Source organism: Pseudomonas sp. DCA-1 (assembly GCF_046523955.1).
In the GTDB taxonomy this organism is placed as follows: Bacteria; Pseudomonadota; Gammaproteobacteria; order Pseudomonadales; family Pseudomonadaceae; genus Aquipseudomonas; species Aquipseudomonas putida_Y.
Genome location: NZ_CP169881.1, coordinates 3,565,949 through 3,585,675 on the forward strand (window position 1 = coordinate 3,565,949; position 19,727 = coordinate 3,585,675).

Annotated in this window: 13 protein-coding genes; 5 read left to right on the forward strand and 8 right to left on the reverse strand. The window is 62.2% G+C overall.

The genetic code is table 11. The features are described 5' to 3' along the window. Positions 1–10: 10 nt before the first annotated feature. Positions 11–499 carry a DoxX family protein gene (locus ACE4QZ_RS16865; protein WP_021782826.1) on the forward strand — a complete coding sequence of 163 codons (489 nt, stop codon included), beginning with the start codon at positions 11–13 and terminating at the stop codon, positions 497–499. A 33-nt stretch (positions 500–532) separates the two neighbouring features. Here the strand turns inward: ACE4QZ_RS16865 and ACE4QZ_RS16870 are convergent, their stop codons facing one another. From ACE4QZ_RS16870 to ACE4QZ_RS16905, 8 genes are all read right to left on the reverse strand, one after another. Continuing rightward, positions 533–1,228 (reverse strand): DUF2063 domain-containing protein, encoded by a 696-nt coding sequence (locus ACE4QZ_RS16870; protein ID WP_021782827.1) that lies wholly within the window; start codon positions 1,226–1,228, stop codon positions 533–535. Beyond that, positions 1,221–2,054 (reverse strand): DUF692 domain-containing protein, encoded by an 834-nt coding sequence (locus ACE4QZ_RS16875; protein ID WP_021782828.1) that lies wholly within the window; start codon positions 2,052–2,054, stop codon positions 1,221–1,223. The genes ACE4QZ_RS16870 and ACE4QZ_RS16875 overlap by 8 nt, the downstream gene beginning before the upstream one ends. Positions 2,055–2,128: 74 nt before the next feature. Next, complete coding sequence (locus ACE4QZ_RS16880; RefSeq protein ID WP_021782829.1) at positions 2,129–2,626, reverse strand: hypothetical protein; 498 nt, start codon at positions 2,624–2,626, stop codon at positions 2,129–2,131. 173 nt (positions 2,627–2,799) lie between these two features. Continuing rightward, a complete protein-coding gene (locus ACE4QZ_RS16885; protein WP_021782830.1) occupies positions 2,800–3,342 on the reverse strand; it encodes a DUF4174 domain-containing protein in 543 nt (180 codons plus the stop codon). A gap of 227 nt (positions 3,343–3,569) precedes the next feature. After that, positions 3,570–8,063, reverse strand: a complete 4,494-nt coding sequence (locus ACE4QZ_RS16890) for an NEL-type E3 ubiquitin ligase domain-containing protein (RefSeq protein ID WP_021782831.1) — start codon at positions 8,061–8,063, stop codon at positions 3,570–3,572. Positions 8,064–8,160: 97 nt separating this feature from the next. Further along, a complete protein-coding gene (locus ACE4QZ_RS16895; protein WP_021782832.1) occupies positions 8,161–12,582 on the reverse strand; it encodes an NEL-type E3 ubiquitin ligase domain-containing protein in 4,422 nt (1,473 codons plus the stop codon). A 78-nt stretch (positions 12,583–12,660) separates the two neighbouring features. Continuing rightward, positions 12,661–15,021: a DNA polymerase II gene (locus tag ACE4QZ_RS16900; protein ID WP_021782833.1), complete on the reverse strand. Its 2,361-nt coding sequence runs from the start codon at positions 15,019–15,021 to the stop codon at positions 12,661–12,663. A gap of 121 nt (positions 15,022–15,142) precedes the next feature. After that, positions 15,143–16,063: a LysR substrate-binding domain-containing protein gene (locus ACE4QZ_RS16905; RefSeq protein ID WP_021782834.1), complete on the reverse strand. Its 921-nt coding sequence runs from the start codon at positions 16,061–16,063 to the stop codon at positions 15,143–15,145. A 160-nt stretch (positions 16,064–16,223) separates the two neighbouring features. On the opposite strand from ACE4QZ_RS16905, the gene ACE4QZ_RS16910 reads away from it, so the two are divergent. The 4 genes from ACE4QZ_RS16910 (at position 16,224) to ACE4QZ_RS16925 (ending at position 19,597) form a co-directional block, all read left to right on the forward strand. Further along, complete coding sequence (locus ACE4QZ_RS16910) at positions 16,224–17,012, forward strand: YqcI/YcgG family protein (protein ID WP_021782835.1); 789 nt, start codon at positions 16,224–16,226, stop codon at positions 17,010–17,012. Between the two features lie 2 nt (positions 17,013–17,014). Beyond that, on the forward strand, positions 17,015–17,641 hold the full coding sequence (locus tag ACE4QZ_RS16915) for a LysE family translocator (protein WP_021782836.1): 627 nt from the start codon (positions 17,015–17,017) through the stop codon (positions 17,639–17,641). Positions 17,642–17,680: 39 nt separating this feature from the next. Further along, a complete protein-coding gene (locus ACE4QZ_RS16920) occupies positions 17,681–18,763 on the forward strand; it encodes a hypothetical protein (protein ID WP_021782837.1) in 1,083 nt (360 codons plus the stop codon). 138 nt (positions 18,764–18,901) lie between these two features. Next, positions 18,902–19,597: a sel1 repeat family protein gene (locus ACE4QZ_RS16925; protein ID WP_021782838.1), complete on the forward strand. Its 696-nt coding sequence runs from the start codon at positions 18,902–18,904 to the stop codon at positions 19,595–19,597. Positions 19,598–19,727 lie beyond the last annotated feature (130 nt).

The window sequence follows — 19,727 nt, forward strand, 5'->3', positions numbered from 1 at the left end:
AGCACCGCACATGACGACCTTGACCCGTACCCTGACCACCGTTGATCGCATCGGCAGTTGGAGCGCCGACTTGCCATTACGGGTATTTCTGGCCTGGGAGTTTTTCGAATCCGGCCTGGAGAAATTCAACGGCAGCAACTGGTTCGCCGACCTGCAGTCCAGCTTCCCGTTCCCCTTCAACCTGCTGCCCGCAGAGCTGAACTGGCAGCTGTCGATGTGGGCCGAGTTGGTGCTGCCGTTGCTGCTGTTGCTGGGCTTGGGTACCCGGCTGGCATCGCTGGGTTTGATGGTGGTGACCGTTGTAGCGATAGCGGCAGTGCACTGGCCGGCGCACTGGTCGGGCCTGGCGGAGCTGGCCCAAGGCTATGCCATTACCGACCAGGGCTTCGGCAATTACAAATTGCCGCTGATCTACCTGATAGCGTTGCTGCCACTGCTACTCAAGGGCGCCGGGCGCCTTAGCCTCGATCATTGGCTTGGCACGCGGTTCGGCAGATAAGGACCGGGGGCTGCTGCGCAGCCCCCAATGCCTTCAAACGGTTCCGACAATGACACCCTGCTCGCGCAATGCCTGCAACAATGCCAACCCTTGCTGCACATCCCCGCCCAATGCCTGCAGCCGCTCTCTTCCAGTCCCCTGCTCCGCCAGCAACCGATACGCCATAGGGGCCAACCGGGCAAAGCGCACCTGAAACCGGGCATCGCGATAAACCAGCAGCAAGGTAGGCGACGCCGGGGTAGCCGTTGGCTGGTAGTCCACGCCAATGCGATCCACCGGCCAACGATAGGCCAACACGCGCGCCACACAAGACAACAACGGCTGCCCATCCAGCAGGTCTCCACCTGGATCATGCGCCGGGTCCTCGGCATCGCTCAGGTACAGTTGCGCCTCGACCCACTCATAATGCGCCAGCTCCAGCTGCCAAGGGGTGTCCAGCGCCACACCTTGCAAGTAGTCGACGAACGTTTCGGCAATTTCGGTAAACAACGGCGTCTGGCAACGGTAACTGGCGTAGAAATCACCTACTCGGGCATGCCAGCGCTGCTCGCCCAACGCCTGGCGCATGACCGGGAAGCTGCCAGCCAGCAAGCCTTCGATGGCGCCATAGAACAATTCGCGGTAAACCCTCAGGCGGCGGGCCTCGACGCCGGGCGGCGGGGCATGGCGCTGCGGGTCGCGCAGGTGACGGGCCAAGGCATACTGCTGCGCACGCAAGGTCTCATTCATCTGCTTGCCCTCCGGCAGCGCATTGCACAGCACGCATACGCGCCGTCTCGGCCAACAGTTCGGCCAAGGGTGGGTAGTTGAAATCACGCTCCAGCACCGTCGGCCGTATGCCGAAACGCGCACAAGCGGTGGCGTACAGCGTCCAGACATCTTCCTTCACGGCGGCCCCGTGGGTATCCACTTTGAGGTCCGGCGCTTCATCGTAATGCCCGGCAACGTGCATACCGGTCACGCGCGCCTGGGGTAGGCCTGCAAGAAATTGCCGGGCGTCGTAACCATGGTTGCAGGCGTTGACATAGACGTTGTTGACGTCCAGCAGCAGGTCACAATCAGCTTCATCAAGCACCGCCCGGATGAAGTCGAGTTCGCTCATCGCCTGATACGGCGCGGCATAGTAGCTGATGTTCTCCACGGCAATGCGCCGCTCCAGCTGCTCCTGAGCCTGGCGTATGCGCCCGGCCACATGGCGTACGGCTTCATCGGTGAACGGGATGGGCATCAGGTCGTACAGGTGCCCGTCATCACTGCAATAGCTCAGGTGCTCGCTGTACAGTCGCACCTGGTATCGGTCGAGAAACTGCCGGGTCTGCTCAAGAAAATGGCGGTCCAGCGGCGCGCTGCCACCCAGCGATAAAGACAACCCATGACAGGTGACAGGAAAGCGCTCCGCCAGCTGGGCCAGGCCCTTGCCGTAGGCGCCGCCCACGGCAATCCAGTTTTCCGGCGCACACTCCAGAAAGTCCACTGCACCCGCCTCCATGGCCAGCAGTTCCGGCAACAGGCCGCGACGCAGGCCTAGCCCGATGTTCAACATTGCGGGAAACATAAAAGCTCTCCAACAGGCACAACGCCCCACCTGGCCAGCAGGAGGAGCGTTGTGGCATTTCATGGGGTAGAAAGTCAGGGCTTGCCGGTCAGGTGGCTGAACAAGCCATCAGGCATGGCCTTGCCATTGGCCTGATAAATCGCCTTGAGGTGATCCGCCGCTTCCTGCTCGGAGATGAAACCGTCATGGTTGCGGTCGATCGTGTCGAAATCACGGGCACGGTCCTTGGCCACCGCCAAAAACTCATCGCGCGAGACCTTGCCATCGTGATTGCTGTCGGTTTTGGCGAACGAGGCGTCGCCACACTTGCCTTCACCACACTTGCCCTCAGCCCCGGCCTTGGCGCCGGCGCCGGCGCCGCATTTACCCTCACCGCACTTGCCTTCGCTTTGGGAAGCCTTGCCGCTGCCGCCGCACTTGCCTTCACCGCACTTGCCCTCGCCGGCCACTTTGGCCGAAGCCAGTTGGTAACCTTGGGCCAGCGGCTCGACGGCGAACGCACTGTTGCTCAATGCCATGCTGCCGATCAGGGCGGCGCCGAGCAAGCCGAGGGTGTTTTTTGCTTGAGTCATGATGCAGCTCCACTGGGTTGGAAAGTGGAGCCATTAGGCCGTCGCGGTTTGTCGGGGATGTATCGTGCCAGGCGCGCTTTTGTATGGCAGTAGGTCTGCAGCACAGGCAGATACAGTGCGATACACACCACCCGGCAACGGGCCCCAAGGTGCCTTGGGGCCATGAGCCGTATTTAGTCTTCCAGCGGTTTGGGCGGGGCTGCGGGCTTGGCCGGCTTGCTGTCCTTGGCCTTGGCTTGCGGGGTCGCCGCTACGGGCTCGGGCGCCGCCAGTGCCTTTTCACTGGCGGGCAGTTCATCGACCGCCTTGAAGATCACCTGCGGGTCGATGGCCTCGCCGCTGTCGTCGTCCTTGAGCATGTGCCGCTCACCGTCCTTGCCCACCAGAATCACCTTGGTACCCTTGCTCGCACCCAGCTTCAGTTCCCGAATCAGGGCCATTGTGGTCTGCTGCTCGAGGTTCTTGTCCTCTCGCTTGCCCATCATGTTGGCGACGCTGTACAGGACAAGGTTGCGCTCCTTGAACGCTGCCTGGGTGGCCGGGTCCTCGAGCGCCTTGTTCAACCCTCGCAACGTCGGGTCGGCACTGCTGGGAGCGATAACCACCAATGGTCTGGTCTTGCCCAGTTCCTTGGCTAGAGGCGCATCACTGTCTGCGGCAAACAGGGGGCCGGCAACAGCAAGCAAGGTTGCGAGGGTCAGTGACCGGACAAGCATGCGTATCTCCTTATTGTCTCGATATACCAATGACTACAGATCACGGAGAAAAATCCGACAGGGAGCCTAAACCACTTCATTCCAGAAAGGGGTGTGCAAAAGTAACTGTCGATTTCCGAGCCACCTGAAGCCAAGACTACGGCGCTGGTAAAACCACTGTCAGCTTGATTGAGCATAGCCCAAAGCCGCTGTGGCAGGGCCAGGCACCCCCTTGCCCTGAGCGCATGTCAACGCACATCGATCGATGGCCCCTTGGGTCCAACTTCCATCGCTTGAATCGTCATATCCAGCATCAGCCCTCTGCGTGCAGCGCGCTGTGCATCACGAATGGCATCCGCCTGGTCGATCATGGCCCCTTCGCTCAGCGCTTCGTCGTCAAGCACCCTTTCAAGTTGCCTTCTGAACGGCAGGTCGACCGCAGCGAATCGCTCAGGATGGGAACGCTCCAGGTGCGCCTGCCAGAATTCACGGTCAACCATGGAGCGGGCAATCTCTTCCGGCGTTTCCGCATCCCGCACCGCAGCCTCTGCTTCTGCCAGGTCCGCATCCAGGACGCCTGAGATCGCAAGGAAGCTCATTTCTCCCACCTGCAGTGGCAAGTCGAGACGCTCCCTCAGCCCGACCCTGAAAGCCAGCCCCACCTCGCTTCCTTCCAGCGTCCTGCCATGCTGTAGCGCCCATCGGGTAGCGAACATGTCGACTGCATCCTGGCGCCATAAACGTCTGCCCAGGTCTAGCAAAGCGCGTTCGCTTTCTCCCTGAGCCGCGTGCTCAACCTGCCAAACCAACAAATTCAGTTCAAGGTTGCTCAAGCACCAGGTTGCACCGTCCTGGCACCCCCACTCATCATTGGCCACTGACAGCAAGTTCTGCCGCAGCTCTGGCGTAATGGCCATCGCTTGCAATACCGCCATTACCCGATTGCCCAGTGCACGCGCATTGACACGAAAGTCTTCGGACAGCAACAACTGGCGAAGCACACGGAAAAAACGCTCGGCGTCCTGCCCTGCATCCAGCGAGTCCCAGGCTGCAAGCATCAAGCCGCGATGCTCCGGGGCCACGGCATCCCCCCAGACTTCACGCGCGTGCTGCAGGCGCAGAAGCACTTGCTCCTCGTCGAGGGCCGGATCGACGCTGCTCAACGAAGCCTGCAAGCGTAACGTCTGGGCCTCGCCCAAGGGGTTCGCATTCAAGCGAAACCGCCGCCGATGCCACACGGGCAACTGGTAGAAACCCTCTGGAATGTGCCTGATCCGGTTATCCCGCAAGTCAACGGATACCAACTGAGCGTTGTCGAACACGCCCAGTGGAAACTGCGAGATCTGTGTGTCGCGCAAGTTCAGCCAACGCAACTCAGCCAAACCCGCCAACGTGAACCGGCTCCCCAGGGGGTTGTGGGACAGGTCGAGAGACTGCAGGCTCGTGCAACTGGCCAGTGTGGCGGTTTGTGTAATGTTCAGGACGATCCGGTTGTTGGTCAGGCTCAGATGCCGCAGCTGCGCTATCTGCAGCAACGGCTGCGGAAGGCGCGTCAACAGGTTCCCACCCAGATCGAGGGTTTGCAGGTTAGGGAAAGCCAGCAACAGGCTGCTGGGCACCTCCAGAAGGTCAAGGTGCAGCAGCGACAGGCTGGTCACACCTCTGAAGCTGACCTGTGCGGGTATGTTGGGCAAGCCGCTCGATCTGAAATTGCAGAACATGACATGGAGGTTTTCCTGTGCATTGATCTGCAGTTCCCCCACGCCCACCGACCGCCGCCAGCAATTGAACAACGTCTGGCGTAAAGCCTCTCGATCTTCCCTGACATCGCCCTGCCCTCGTGCCACCCAGGTATTCAGTGTCATGCGCAGGATGGCGAACTCATTGCGAAGGTCAGCCAGTACGTGTTCAATCTGATGCCCTGAACGCCTGGCGTCATCGGCGAAGGTCTCGACCTGCTCATCACTCAACCACGGAAAGAGATCACGCAGCGTTGCCCTCAGGGCATTGCCCCTTGATGCGAAACCACCTACTCCGCCACCACCCAGCGGGTAGCCAATACGTCCATCGGCCAAGCGCATGGGCCCTCGGACAGCACCTGGGCGTACCGCGCCAAGCAAACGACTGATCTCATCACGATGGCGTGCTGCTTCGCGCGCCAACATCACCCTGAGGTTGTGCGCGAATGGATCGCCGATCCCCATCACCTGCCGTTGCCCTTCGGTATAGGCTGGCGCCATGACGTCGAACAACTCACCTGCCTCACCCAGCGCCGTGCCCTGGCTGCCATGCAGTTGAAACCTGCCGTTCAGATGTACCAGATCGAACGCCCGCGGCCCTTGCTCAGTCTTCGCCAGCATCGGCCCGCCCAGGCTACCTTCGTACAGACGCCAGCACACACCTTGGTCGCCTCCGGGTAGATACCGCAGCAAGCCCAAGGCCACCCGTGCCAGGTCTGCTTGCTGCGGAGTATCAAGGTACAACGCTTCAAATACCCGAGCCTGGCGTGTCGCCAGCACACTGCCCCTTGCCGCCTCGGCCAGCCCCAATGCAACCCTGCCGCTGGACAGCAGCCGCGTGCGATCAATGCTGCTGGCGGTCTGTACCAGTGCTTGCGCAGTGCGCGCGCTCAGCCCCGGGAACACCCGACGCAGCGCCGCGCTGCCAGGGGTGTCGCTGGGCTGCAAGGCTTCGAAAAGGTGCTGCAGCAGTGTTCGGCGTTGCGTCCATGCCAGCGCGGCCAGTGCCTGACCTGTCAGGCCACTCGCGCCTGGCAAGCGCCGAGCGTGATCGAGCACTGTTGCATCTTCTACCGGCTCGCCGCTGCGCAGACGGCCAATCATGCTGCGGATGCGTTGATCAAGCCTGACCCGCTCCACACTGTCGATCATCCCGGGGCTCGGAGGCTGGGCGTGTACATGCAAGCCCCGCACATAGTCGCCATCAAGGCCATGGAACAGCAGAACCTGATCAATCTGTTCGTCATTCAGCCCATTGAAGGGCTCACCCAAACGCCGGAACATGCGGTATCTGTCAGTCCACCGAGCCGGTTGCTCGCTCCACAACCGCCAGGCACCTGCGCCATTGTGGCGCAGCAACGGCCCGTGGCCGTCGACCGGATGCAACTGCCATTGATCATCACCTGCCTCGGTCACGCGATAGTGATGCCCGTCCATTTCGATCCAGGCCCGCCCGTCCTGACGCCGAATACCCAAGGCGTCCGGGCTTGAGGCGGCAACGGGGGCCTGGCTTTGAAACGGCGTCACGTCTTGTTGCCAGAGTTTCTCAGTGCCGTCCTCCAGCCGAGCCGGCACCATGGCATCGACCTTCGCAGAGCGTGCCCAAACCCGTCGAGCCACACCCACCCCGGCGACCGTGGTCGCCAGCACGGCAAGGTCTGTCGCCACATGGGTCAAATGGTCGAGCGCCTCCTGGCGATCGCCTTCCTGCCAGGCCTCGACGCCATGGTAGACCTCGCCCAGCAGTTCGCAGGCCGTCACGGCCAGCAGCGCCAGGCCAACCCCAGGCACAAAAAAACTGGCCAGGTTGAGCAGCGCCCATCCTTCGGCGGCAAGGCGCAGGTCATGCTGGCGCTGAACCTCACGATCCAGCCTGGCCACAGGGACCGCGATCATCGCCGCATCTTCCTTGATCTGGTGGATACGTGCCTGCGCCAGGCTGATGAACAACGGCTGTGGGTAAGCCTGCAAACGCGGTTCGAGATCGCGAAAAGCCCAGCTCGGCAGATCATCGAAGCGCTCCGCGACCTGGGCAAAAAAAGCCTGGCTGTCACGCCGCAGCACGAAGCGGCTGAAGAAACGCTGATAGGCCTTGTCTCGCAAGCGGCGGCCCAGTTCGCGGTTCAGTTTGTCGAGGCTCTCGAACGCGCGCCAAGGCGAAAAAGGGTCCCCAGGCACGTAAAGCAACACCCGACGCGTCGTGTTGAACAAAACGCCCTGCTCAACCACAACGAACACAGTCACCTGCTCAATCTGGCAGCCCAGCAACTTCAGTTGCCTGGCCTGCACAAGGTCGCCCGCCAAGCGAGGCAGCTCACCCTTCTCGCACACAGCCACCATCACATTGAGTTCGCTGGCATCCAGCGTTCCCTCCTGCCTGGCTTTGTAGGCGTCCGCAAGCATGGTGTAGCGCGTGGCATCTACAAGCTGTGATACCAGGCGCTCGGCACTGCCAGCGGGCGTGAGGATGGCATCCAGATGACGTTGATAGCACTCACCCAGGTCCAGCTCACGGCACAGTCCGGCAAACTCGATGCTTGTAGGGGGTTTGACCGTGCCGTGGCGTGGAAGCAGCAGGCGGTTACCACGCGGCTGGCCACCTTCCTGCGCCTGGGCGGCCGTGAAGTTGCGCAATGCCACTTCGAGCAGCGGCTTTTCTTCATAGACCACGGCCGTCAGGTGCGCGCCCACCGGCTGACTGTTGATCACAGCTTCCCGGCGGCCCTCCAGAAACCTGAGCGAGTAAGGGTTACGGCCAAGCCCGTAACGCTCGTCGAGGGCCTTCCCCAGGGCTGATGCGACGAAACGGTCGATGCCCTCGATACCTCGCAGCACCGTGTTCACTTGCTCACAGCAGCGAAGGCTGTTTGCCAATGCCCTGCCGATATCAGGCAGTTGCTCAGCAGGTGCATGACGCAACCAGGGTGGCAGGCGCCTGCCGATGATGCCGTCCTGGAAAGCGTCGATGGCGGCCTGCGCATCTGACGGCAAAGTGGTGTCCATAGCGGGGGCCTCTTCATGAAAAGAGGCCAGACTAAGTTGCCTGCTCCCCGCCAGGCGCTATATAGCTAATGCCTGCGTTCAGACAACCGCCAACCCGCTAGCGGAGCGGACGCTGCACCGTGTTCCGGTCCAGCGCCTCCAGCGTCAACTGCAGCAACACCGCATGCTCGCGTTGCTGATTGCGGATCTGCAGCCGCGCGATTTCCTCGTCCCGATTCCCCAGCGCCATCAGCCGTTCCAGCTCAGCGTGCATGGATTGGGGCACTTGCAAGCGAACCGCCGAGGCCTTGCGCAAGTAATCCTGCCAGAACCACTGGCGTGACAGGTAATCAGCAATGCCCTCCCGAGTCTGTCGCGCCAGGATCCTTTCACGGGCCAGGAGAAGGTCCTGATTACTCAAGGCAGGGATCCCTGCATAAAGCATTTCATCGGGTTGGGCAGGCAAGTCCAGAGACTTGCGCAAGCCGATTCGATAGGCCAAGGCGAATTCGATCGATTCAGCACCCGCCCCCACCCGATAAGCATGTTCAGCGGCAATTTGCTCAAGCACCGCCAACCGCCACATCCGGGCACCGAGCTTCAGCAAGGCCCGTTCAGGCCGGGCAGATCCGCTGTGCCTCGTGCGCCATATCATCACTCGCAGTTCCAGGTCGGCGAAACGCGCGGTGGCGTTATCCTGGCAACCGGTCGCCGCTGCGTGCTCGAACAGCTCTTGCCTGAGGGCATCATGCTCAGACATCGCCTGGAGCATGTCGAACACACGGGCCGCCAGCGCGGATGCAGTCGATGAGAAACTGAAGGCGCCGGATTCTGTCAGCATCGACAGGGTATTGAAAAACTCTTCCGATTGCTCCTCGGCCTCCAGATGGGCCCACAGTGCCGCCATTTCATCTCGACGTTCGCCAGGCAACGCATCCAGAATGCGCAACCGGTAAGGCACGCGACTGGCCTCAAGCAAATGCCAGGTTGAAACCCCGTCATATGCTGCCCCCAGCGGATTGCCGGAAAGCTCGACCCTGCCCGAACGCCACAACTGCGACTGATGAAAACCCTCGGGCAGTTCAGAAATACGGTTGTCGCTGAGGTTCAGGGTGTGCAGTTCTGGCGCGTCCATCAGCCCGTAGGGGCACTCGGGTAACTGAGTGTTCGACAGGTAGAGGGCATTCAGCTCGATCATTGCCTGGACGGAAAATGCCCTGCGCAACGGGTTGTCCGAAAGGTTCAGGTACACCAGGGACCGGCAATCTGCCAAGACCAACGCCTGGCCTTGGTCGAGCGTGATCTGGTTACCAGACAAGTCGAGTACCTCCAGCCTCTGGACAAGCATCAGAGGCAATGGCAAACGCGTGAGTCGGCAGTTGGTGATTTCCAGGTTGCGCAAGTTGGGAAACGCCCGCAGAAACTCGTCCGGAACGTGCTCCACGCGCATGGCGCGCAAGGCCAGGATCGAGACGTGGGGAAAGCCCACTTGCGCGGGCAGGACCGGCAGCTGGCGCAAGCGGCTGATGGTCTGGGTCAGCATGAAGCGCCCGTCCTCCAGTGCTGCTTGCCCTTGCAATTCCGGCACAAGACAGCGCCAGCAGTTGATCAGCCCCTTTCTGAACTCACGCCGGGCGGCCAGTTCTGGTGACAGCAAGGCACTGCGTGCCCACTGGGTCAAGTGCCTCTTGAGCACCCCATATTGCTGCTCCAGCATAGATAACCTGGCCTGCGCGTCACTTGAGGCCAACCAGCGCTCGATCTGTTCGTCGGTAAAGGCCGGATACAGGTCTCGCAACCGGGCCTGAAGCGCCCTTGGCCTGTTTAGCCCTAACGCCCCCCAGAGCCTGCCGCCCGCCATGGGGTAACCAATCCGGCCATCAGCCAGACGTTGCGGCGCGAGAAACGAGCCGCTCGGCTGCTCCAGCCTGAGCAGATTCACCACAGTCTGGCGTTGGTCGAAAGCCAGGTTGGTCAGCGCCTGGCGCAGCGCAGGCACAAAGGGCTGGCCTTGAGCGATGGCCGCTTGCGAGGCGTCGTCATAGGCTGCGGCCAAGGTCTCGAACAACTCGCCTGTCTCACCGATATCCGTTTGCGTTCGGGCACGCAGGCGGAACAGCCCATGACGATGAAGCACGTCAAATGTCTGCCCCGATCCCTCGACCGTCAACAACGGCTCGCCAGCATCACCGTCGAACAACCGCCACCCCGGCCCACCAGCCCCCGGCACATGTACCAGCATATTCAAGACCACACGCGCCAGGTCGAGGTTTTGCGGCGTATCGATGCACAGCGCCTCAAACACCCGCGCCATTCGGATTCGCGCAACCTGCAACCTTGCTGCCTCGGCCACCAGCAACGGCACGCGCCCCGTCTCACGTAAAAGCTGCAGGTCATCCTCGCTGGCATCGCGCAACACCTCATCGGCGGCCAAGCGATGCAGGCTGGCAAAATTCTGTCGTAAGAGGCGGCCAGTGTCCGTGTCGGGATTCTGCTCATCGTACATCGCCTGTAGCAGTTCTCGTCGCCCGGCCCAGGCCACATCGGCCAACGCTGCCCCGCCCTTGCCGGCCGCCTGTGGAAGGCTCATGACCCGCTGCAGCAGTTGCGGGTCTGCGGTTACACCGCCCTCGCGCAACTGGTTGACCAACGTACCAATCCTGCCAGCGAGCCGCACGCGCGTGACGGTGTCGACCAACGCTGCCTCCGGCGGTCGGCCATACACATGCCAAGCTCGTAGGTGCTGATCATCGAGGCCATGGATCGCCAGCGACCGGTCGATCTGCGCATCGTCAAGGTCACTGAATGGCCCGCCCAGGCGGCGGAACAACTGGCGTGTGTCGCCCCACTCGGCGGGCTGTTCGCACCACAGCCGCCAGGCACCGGCCCCATTGTGACGCAGCGGCGGCGCATAGCCCTGATAAGGGAGCAATTGCCACTGTTCATCGTGGTCGTGCCAGGTCATCTCATACCAGTGCCCGTCCATGCTGATCCAGCGGCGCTCGCCCAGGCGGTGCATACCCTCCATGTCCGGCTCCGCCGTGTCTGGCGGGCTTTCGCAGCGATAGGGGCTGAGGTCTGCGTTCCACAGTTTTTCCTCACCGTTTTCCAGCTGCGCGGGTACCAGCTTGTCCACCACGCTCCAGGCGCGCCGGGCCGTGGCAACGACGGCAACGGTTGCCCCGACAGCCAGCAGCCCCTTGCCTACATTCAGCAGGTGCGCCAGCGCCGCATTGCGTTCGTTGTCCTGCCAGTCCCCTACAGCCTGGAACGTCTGCTCAAGCAGTTCCCAGGCCATCACCCCCAACAACACCGCGCCGATGCCCGGAACGAAGAACCCTGCAACACCCAACAGGGTCCAGCCTTCAGCACGCAAACGGCGGGCGTGTTCGGCCTGGACCTCGCGATCAAGCAAGGCCACGGGCGGGGCGATGACCGCAGCATCGTCCTTGATCCGCGCAATCCAGTCGTCAGCAAGGTGTTCGAACAGTGGCAGGCGATAGGCAAAGGTCTGCTCATCGAGGTCCCGAGTTGCCCAGCCAGGCACGTCATCGAGGCGCTCACTGACGGCCGAGAAGAATCGCTGGCTATCGCGTCGGCGTACGAAGCGGTTGAAAAAACGCCGGTAGTCATCTTCGCGCAGGCGTTTGCCAAGCACCCGGCGAGCGTAATCTTCCAGATCGCTGCGCACGCTCCAGGGGCCGTGCGGGTCACCCGGTACATAGACCAACACGCGCTTGCTGGTGTTGAACAACAGGCCCGCGTCGATCACGTCCAGCACAACGATCTGCTGCAAGCGGCAGCCGAACACCGCCAACTGTCGCACGCGAACCGATGCGCCTTCGAGCTTGCCGAGCGTGTCCTTGGTGCAGAGCGCCACCACCCACTGCAGTTCCTCTGCGCTCAATACGCCCTGAGCCCTGGCTTGCAGGGCATCCACCAGCATGCTGTAGCGTTGCCGTCGTGTCAGCAATCCTCTGACTTCGGGCTGGAGTACCGAATCCAGATGCGCCTGGTATTTCTGCCCAAGATCCAGCGTTCGACACAGCCTGGCGAAGCCCGGTGCAGACAGTTCACTACGCTTTGCGCCGCGCACATCGACCAGGCAATTGCCCTGTGGCTGGTCGCGTTGCTGTTCTGCGGTGAAATTGCCTAAGGCGGCCTCGAGCAGAGGGATGTCGTAGTAATCGCTGCCAACAACCGGAAGCCGACTGGTTACATAATGGATCGTGGGCGAGGTAAAGGTGTACCACTGGCGAAAGTACAGGCGATCGGCGTCAAGGTCACCGTGGGCACCGAGCGCCTGCTGCAGCAAGGGCTGGGTAAATGCATTCAGGTTGCGTAGCCGCGCCAGCGCTGACGACAAGCCTGCGCGGCAGGCCAGCAGTTCAGGCAGCGCCTCGCTCAGCAGGGTGAATTCGGCCATGCTCAGCCGCTTCATCCAGGCCGGCAGCCGCTGTGCAATGTAGTGATCCTGGCATGCTTGTGCCATGGCAAGGGTATCGACCACAGCCGATGGTTGACTGCTATTGTTCTGCATCTCTGCCTCCGCGACGACATGGAGGACCGAGTCTGAAGACTGTAGCGTCATGCTGACGCCTAGCTATCTACCACCCGCTCAGAACAGCAGTAACTGATGGTCGGTAAGACGCGCGAAATCATCGCCGACAAAGGGCAGGATGGCATCGGCCACCGGCAGGAGCTGACGGCTGATGTAGTGATCGTAGTCGATCGGTGCCTGCAGGTTTTCCAGCGGCTCAGGGCCAGCGGTGGTGATCACGTAACTGATCCAGCCCCCACGCTGGTACTGCAGGGGGCGCTGCAGACGCCTGTTGTAGTCGTCGGCAAGGCGCGCAGCACGCACATGCGGCGGCACGTTGCGCTGGTAATCGGCCAACGGGCGACGCAGGCGCTTGCGATAAACCAGCAGTTCGTCCTGCTCGCCCGCCAACGTTCGCCGCACATACTCGCGCACGTAATCACGGTAGGGCTCGCTGCGGAACACACGGCCGTAGAGTTCCTGCTGGAACTGCCGGGCCAGCGGTGACCAGTCGGTGCGCACCGATTCCAGGCCCTTGTAAACCATTTCTTCAGCACCGTCGGGCCGCTGCACCAGGCCGGCATAGCGTTTCTTGCTGCCTTCGTCGGTACCGCGGATGGTGGGCATCAGAAAGCGCCGGTAATGCACCTCGAACTGCAACTCGAGCGCACTCTGAAGGTTCATGGTCTCGTGCAGATGGGCTTGCCACCATTGGTTGACCTTTGCCACCAGCTCGCGGCCGATGCGCGCCGCGTCTGCCTCGGCATGGGCGCCCTTGAGCCAGACAAAGGTGGAGTCGGTGTCCCCGTAGATCACATCGTAGCCGCACGCCTCGATCAGGGACCTGGTCTGGCGCATGATCTGGTGGCCGCGCATGGTGATCGACGACGCCAGGCGCGGGTCGAAGAAACGGCAACCGCTGGAGCCAAGCACTCCGTAGAAGGCATTCATGATGATTTTCAAGGCCTGTGACAGCGGCGCATTGCCCTCGCGCTTGGCCGCTTCCCTGCCCTGCCACACCCGTTCGACGATGGATGGCAGGCAGTGCTGTGTGCGTGAAAAACGCCCACCACGAAAGCCCTCGACCGAATGTGCGTCGTCAGGCAGACGCAGGCCTTCGATCAGCCCGACCGGGTCGATGAGAAAGGTACGGATGATCGACGGGTACAGGCTCTTGTAGTCCAGCACCAGCACCGAGTCATAAAGCCCTGGCCGCGAGTCCATGACAAAGCCGCCGGGGCTGGCTTCGTCCGGGCGGCTGCCAAGGCTGGGCGCGACGAAGCCAAGGCGGTGCATCTGTGGAATGTACAAGTGACAGAACGCGGCTACCGACCCACCGCTGCGGTCCACGGCCAACCCCGTCACCGACGCACGTTCGAGCAGGAAGTCGAGCAGCCGGGTATGGGCGAAAATGCGCGTGACCAGTTCGCAGTCCTTCAGGTTGTAGCGCGCCAGGGCCGGTTTGTCTTCGGCGAAGCGGCGATTGATTTCGTCCATGCGTTGGTACGGCGTGTCGATGGCCTTGCCTTCACCCAGCAGGGTCTGGGCAACGTTCTCCAGGCTGAACGAGGGAAAACTCCAGGTAGCCGAACGCAGCGCCTCGATGCCATCGATCAGCAGCCGCCCCGGCGCATCGGCGAAGACATGGCCGCCGCCGGCATGGCTGCGCAGGGTCATGACCGCACCGTTGCGCCCCAGGGCCAGAGGCACCTGCAACGACTTGGCGTGCTCATGCAGCAGGCGCAGGTCGAACTGCACCAGGTTCCAGCCAATGATCGCGTCCGGGTCATGCCTGGCCATCCACTGGTTGAGCCGGGTGATCAAGGCGGCGCGATCAGCGCAATACTCCAGGTCGAAGTCAAGCCCGCTGGCATCGCCGTTGGCCGGGCCGAGCATGTACACCTGGCGCTGACCACAGCCCTCCAGCGCGATGCTGTACAGCTCACCACGCTCGCTGGTCTCGATATCCAGCGACACCAGGCGCAGCGCCGGGCGATAGCCTGGCAGCGGCCTGAGCTGGGCTTCCCGGTAAACGCCCTGCGCATCCGGCTGGCCAGTGAACTGCACCGGCGCCGTGATGAAGCGCTCCATGAGGTAACGCTCCGGCGGGCGGATATCGGCCTCGAACACGTCGATACCGGCCGTGCGCAGACGCTGCTCCAGTTGCATCAACTGGCGATGCTGGCGGGTATAGAGACCGAGCATCGGGCGATGCTCGAAGTCTTTCAGGCGCAGTGGCTTGAGCTTGGTCCCTGCTTCGTTGGCCAGCAGCCCACGGGCATGCTCGGCCTGCGCCTGAGGAATGAAAGCCACAGACTCCTGCGCCGCCAGCCGCAACAGCCGCGGCCCGGCATCGGTGGCCAGCCAGAACTCCACGCAGGTGCCTTCCGGCGTATCGTGCCAGTGCCGGGTCAGGACAAAACCCTGCTGCAACTCCACTGCGTCGACCTCTGGATTGTCTGTAGATGGCGTTATTCTACCTGTGTCGTGCCTGGCATGAGTGTTTTAGCGCCTGTTACGCAGCCGGTGCATCCTCGCCGACTGATGCTCGATCGGGTATTCAACCGTACAGGTAGTTGATGTCCTTGTAGACCAGCGGCGGTACCCGGCCGAGCAGGAAGTCACGCAGCTTGTGCATCTGCCGCGCTTTTGGGCTGGCCTTGAGCCAGGTCATGTAGTAACCGTCGCCGGTGGCCACGGCATGTTTGAAAGGCGTGACCAAACGTCCGGCGGCCAGGTCGGTACTGGCCAGTACCAGATCGACCACTGAAATGCCCAGGCCTTGCTGGGCGGCCGATATGCCCTGGTCGAGGGTATCGAACACCTGCCCCTGATCGATGCTGATGTCCAGCGCATCCATTCGCGCCAGCCAACGCCGCCAGTCACGCCGGTCGGGCGACGGGTGCAGGAACTCGCATCGGGGCAGGTCGGACAGTTGCGGATGTGCCTGCGTCATGTAATCCGGATGACATACCGGGATCAGCCATTCATCGAACAGCTTGAAGCTCTCGATATCGGCGGGAAAACGCCCGCTGGCCAGGAGAATGGCGCAGTCGTAGGGCTCGGAATAGAAGTCCACGCTGTCGATATCCATCCACACACTGGATAGCTGCACGCTGCAGTTGTCCTCGACCTTCTTGAAGGCATCCAGCGCCCGCAGCAGCCAGCGCACCGTAAGCGTGGACGGCGCCTTCAGGCGCAGGCCGTAGCGATCCTGACGCAGCAGTGCGCAGGCATTTTCGATGATCTTGAAGCCCACCTTCAGCTCTTGCGCCAGCAGGCGGCCGTGCTCGGTCAGGCTCAATTTCGGCCCCCGACGTTCGAACAGGTCGCAGCCGAACAGGGCTTCGAGGGTCTTGATGTGGTGGCTGACGGCGCCCTGGGTCAAAGCCAGCTCTTCAGCCGCACGGGTGAAAGAGCCATAGCGAGAGGCCACCTCGAAGGCACGCAGTGCGTGCAAGGCCTGAATCCGTTCCGACATGGCGGCGTCCCGAGCATGAGTAAGACTAATAGTAGGTCATAGTTCCACGCGTTTTACAACGACAGGAGCGTCTCGGAAAATGCTGGTAAATAACAAACATCACCAAGATCCTGCCTGCATGTGACTGGAACGTTCACTTAAATCAACGCCTGGGGAAATCATGTTTACGGGATATGGAAATTGCTATCGCCTGGATGCGCTGGAGCTCGCCGCTGAACATGGTTACAACATGCAACACTGGACGTTCAAAACCATAGAACACTTCCGCAACATTCTTGCCAACCCCGAATTCCCCTGCCTGTTCGGCCGCAAGGCGGTAAACGGCGAAACCTGCCACATTCTCTTCGCCCGCGCCGAGCAACTGGCCGATGACATCGCACAGGGCCTGGCCAATTACGTGCGCACCGTCGCACCGATCGCCCCCAAGCAGCGCATCGGCAGCCCTTTGGTGGTGTTTCTCGAAACCGCAGCCGGCAGCAGCCTGGCCGAGCAGCAGGCCTTGGCCTGGAAGGTACTGCGCGGCGTGCACGCACGCGACCCACACCCTTGGCCTCAGAGCATCCCGACCGATCCCGACGATGCCGGCTGGTCGTTCTGTTATGCCGGCATGCCACTGTTCATCAACATGAACTTCCCCGGTCATCAGCAGATGAAAAGCCGCAATCTGGGCCAGCACATCACCTTCGTCATCAACCCGCGGGAGAACTTCGACGAAGTGGCCAACGCCAACACCGAGAGTGGCAAGCGCATCCGCGAGCGCATTCGCGAGCGCGTGCACCACTACAACGACGGCGTTGTGCCCGACACCCTTGGCTTTTTCGGCGATACCGACAACTACGAGTGGAAGCAGTATCAACTGCAGGAGACAGGCTCGCTCAACCCGTCACGCTGCCCGTTCCACGCCCATGCCGCACACCAGGCGACAACCGACATACTGATCGAGAACTGACCGTGAATACCGCACTCACCGCCACCTATGCCCTCACCGTGCTGCTACTGATCGCCACTCCCGGCCCGGTGGTGGCACTGATCGTCAACACTGCGGCCGCCTCCGGCTCGCGCAAGGCCATGTTCACCGCCGTCGGCACCAACTGGGCTTCACTGGTGCTGATCGGCGCGGCAGCCTGGATCATCCTCACCAGTGCCGCCATCGACAAGGCATGGCTCAGCACCATGAGCCTGCTGGGCTGCCTGTTCATCGGCTACATTGCCATCGGCACGCTGAGGGACGCCCTGCGCGCACCCGCGTCTGACTCGGCGAGCGAGGCCCCCAAGGCTGGGCGCGGTGGGCTGATGCAAGGCTTCATGGTGGGCATTTCCAACCCGAAAGACATCATTTTCTTCATCGCCTTCTTTCCGCAGTTCATCCAGATCACCGAATCATTCGGCAAGAGCATGGTGGTGCTGTCACTACTGTGGGTGGCCATCGATTTCGCCGTGCTCAGCCTGTACATCTTCGCCATCGGCAAGATCGCCTCGCAGCGCAGCAACCGCGTCATCAGCCTGGCCTCGGGCGTTGCCCTGCTGCTGATCGCCGCCGGCGGCTTGCTTTACAATCTCAAGGAACTGGCGGCCTGAATCTGCTGCACCGCGCCTGGCATCGGCGAAGGAGAGACCATGACCACGATTGACACGCGCCCGTCTCCTTCTCCGCTGCAGCAGGACTACCAGCGTTTTCTCCTGCTGGGCAGTCGCCGTGCGCCCTATACCCTGCATGTGCACGAAACCGGCTACCGCTCCGGCACCATCAACACCGATGCCCTTGGCTTGCGCTACAGCCATTGCGCCGGCAAGCGCTTTTCGGCGGCCGAGCACGGTGGTGCGTCACGCATCAACCTGCTGGTCGGGGGCTCCACAGCCCTGGGCATCGGCGCCAGCTCCGACGAACACACGGTGGCCTCGCACCTGTCGATGCTCACCGGCGAAGTCTGGCTGAGCCTGGCCGGCTGCGGGCTCAATGCCACCCAGGAATTGATGATGTTCCTGACCCACCAGCACCGCCTTGGCCAGCTCGGCCATGTGGTGGTGCTCAGTGGCCTCAACAGCCTGGCCCACGAAGCCCTGTGTGAAGTCCTCGCAGGTACCAACGACCCGCAGCATGCCAAGGCCTACCAGGCCTTTCTCAACAGTTTCAGCGAAGGCCTGCAGCCCTGCGCACCACCCCGTCGGCAGTCGCTGTGGCGGCGTATCGGCCAGGCGCTGGCGCCTCCTGCGGCCGCGGCCCCGGTCAGCTGGCCGCTGTCGCCCCCGGAAAAACGGCTGGCCCGTGCCGCCGACAACATTGGCCGTACCTTGCGCCAATGGGACCGCTTGCTAGCAGACAGCCACGCCACGCTCACCTTCATCCTGCAACCCTTGCTGCCCTGGTGCAGGGATACTCTGCCCGCCGGTGAGCAAGCCATGCTGACCGCGCTTCAGCAACAACCGGCGAACTTCGACCGGCTGCTGGAGGGCGCATTCGACAGACAGTTGCATTCGACATTTTTCCGCCGCATCAAAAGCCAGGCCGACCCGGTGCCCTGCTACGACATGAACTGCATGCTCGACAGCTCGCCAGTGTTCGGCGCCGACCTGTTCATCGACCGCCTGCACCTGAACGATCTGGGCAACAATGCCTTGGCCAAGGTGATCACCGCCAAGCTTGGGCTGGCCCAGGAAAAACATGGCCAGCGCAAGGTCACGCCGATCAAGCTCGTCTGACAGTTGCCGAGTGGTCTTTCGGCCACCCCTCTTGGATGGGTAGAATACGTCGTCGTTACGATTTGTCCGAGGCGCACGCTTGACCGCCATGAACACCGAAGCCGTCCATCCGTACCTGGCCATCCATGGGGTTCGCCTGTGAGCCTTGTGCGACGCCTGCCCCCGCTGTTGGCTGCGCTGGTGCCACTGGCCGCGCAAGCGTTGGAGGTACGCATTGACCCTCATGCCGACTTGCTCTACCGTCAGGCCTTGCCGCTGCTGGAGCAGGCCGATGACCAGGGCGATGCTGCCAGCACGCTGCGCACCGCAGTGGGCGGCGACCCCGAGCTTAGCCGCCAGGGCCAGGCCATGGCCCACACTTTGCCGACAGCGGTAGCCCTGCTGAAAAAATCGGTAGCGCTTGGCCACCCGGTTGCGCAGTACCGCCTGGCGCTGTACTACATGACGTACCTGCCCGTCGCGCAAATCCCGGAGGCCGCCTGCCCGTTGCTCGAAGCCAGCCTCAAGCAGGGGTTTGCCGCACCCGCGCCAGCCATCGCCACCTGGTGCCGGCCCTACAACGTCAGCAGCGAGTACCGTACAGCGCTGGAGGCCATCCCCAGCATGGCCACCGTGTACGCCCCCTACTACCCGCAACCGGCCACACGCCTGGCCTGCAACCGCAGCCGGCCACAAGGCCTGGAAATGCTGTGGGGGCGTCAGCGCGACTACCAGGCCGAGGTGTACCGCCTGCTTGGCGACCTCGACCCACAGCAGCGCACGAGCCTGCTGCAGAAAGCCGTAGACATCAATGGCTGCGCAACGGCGCAACAGCTGCTGACCAGCCGCCCATAACCCAGGTGCATTCGGGGCCGCTTTGCGGCCCTGTTGTCAAGTGGCCGCTGAGGTTGAGGCGAACACACGTCGACCAGCAAGATCGTTCAAGCCATCCCCTGCCCCGTCTGTCATGCTGGCCTGCCACGTA

Bases quoted from the DNA above. Each gene is read 5' to 3' on its own strand.
- ACE4QZ_RS16905 (WP_021782834.1), bottom strand. From the start codon at position 16,063: ATGTCGGAACGGATTCAGGCCTTGCACGCACTGCGTGCCTTCGAGGTG.
- ACE4QZ_RS16865 (WP_021782826.1), top strand. From the start codon at position 11: ATGACGACCTTGACCCGTACCCTGACCACCGTTGATCGCATCGGCAGT.
- ACE4QZ_RS16890 (WP_021782831.1), bottom strand. From the start codon at position 8,063: ATGGACACCACTTTGCCGTCAGATGCGCAGGCCGCCATCGACGCTTTC.
- ACE4QZ_RS16875 (WP_021782828.1), bottom strand. From the start codon at position 2,054: ATGTTTCCCGCAATGTTGAACATCGGGCTAGGCCTGCGTCGCGGCCTG.
- ACE4QZ_RS16870 (WP_021782827.1), bottom strand. From the start codon at position 1,228: ATGAATGAGACCTTGCGTGCGCAGCAGTATGCCTTGGCCCGTCACCTG.
- ACE4QZ_RS16910 (WP_021782835.1), top strand. From the start codon at position 16,224: ATGTTTACGGGATATGGAAATTGCTATCGCCTGGATGCGCTGGAGCTC.
- ACE4QZ_RS16920 (WP_021782837.1), top strand. From the start codon at position 17,681: ATGACCACGATTGACACGCGCCCGTCTCCTTCTCCGCTGCAGCAGGAC.
- ACE4QZ_RS16880 (WP_021782829.1), bottom strand. From the start codon at position 2,626: ATGACTCAAGCAAAAAACACCCTCGGCTTGCTCGGCGCCGCCCTGATC.
- ACE4QZ_RS16895 (WP_021782832.1), bottom strand. From the start codon at position 12,582: ATGCAGAACAATAGCAGTCAACCATCGGCTGTGGTCGATACCCTTGCC.
- ACE4QZ_RS16885 (WP_021782830.1), bottom strand. From the start codon at position 3,342: ATGCTTGTCCGGTCACTGACCCTCGCAACCTTGCTTGCTGTTGCCGGC.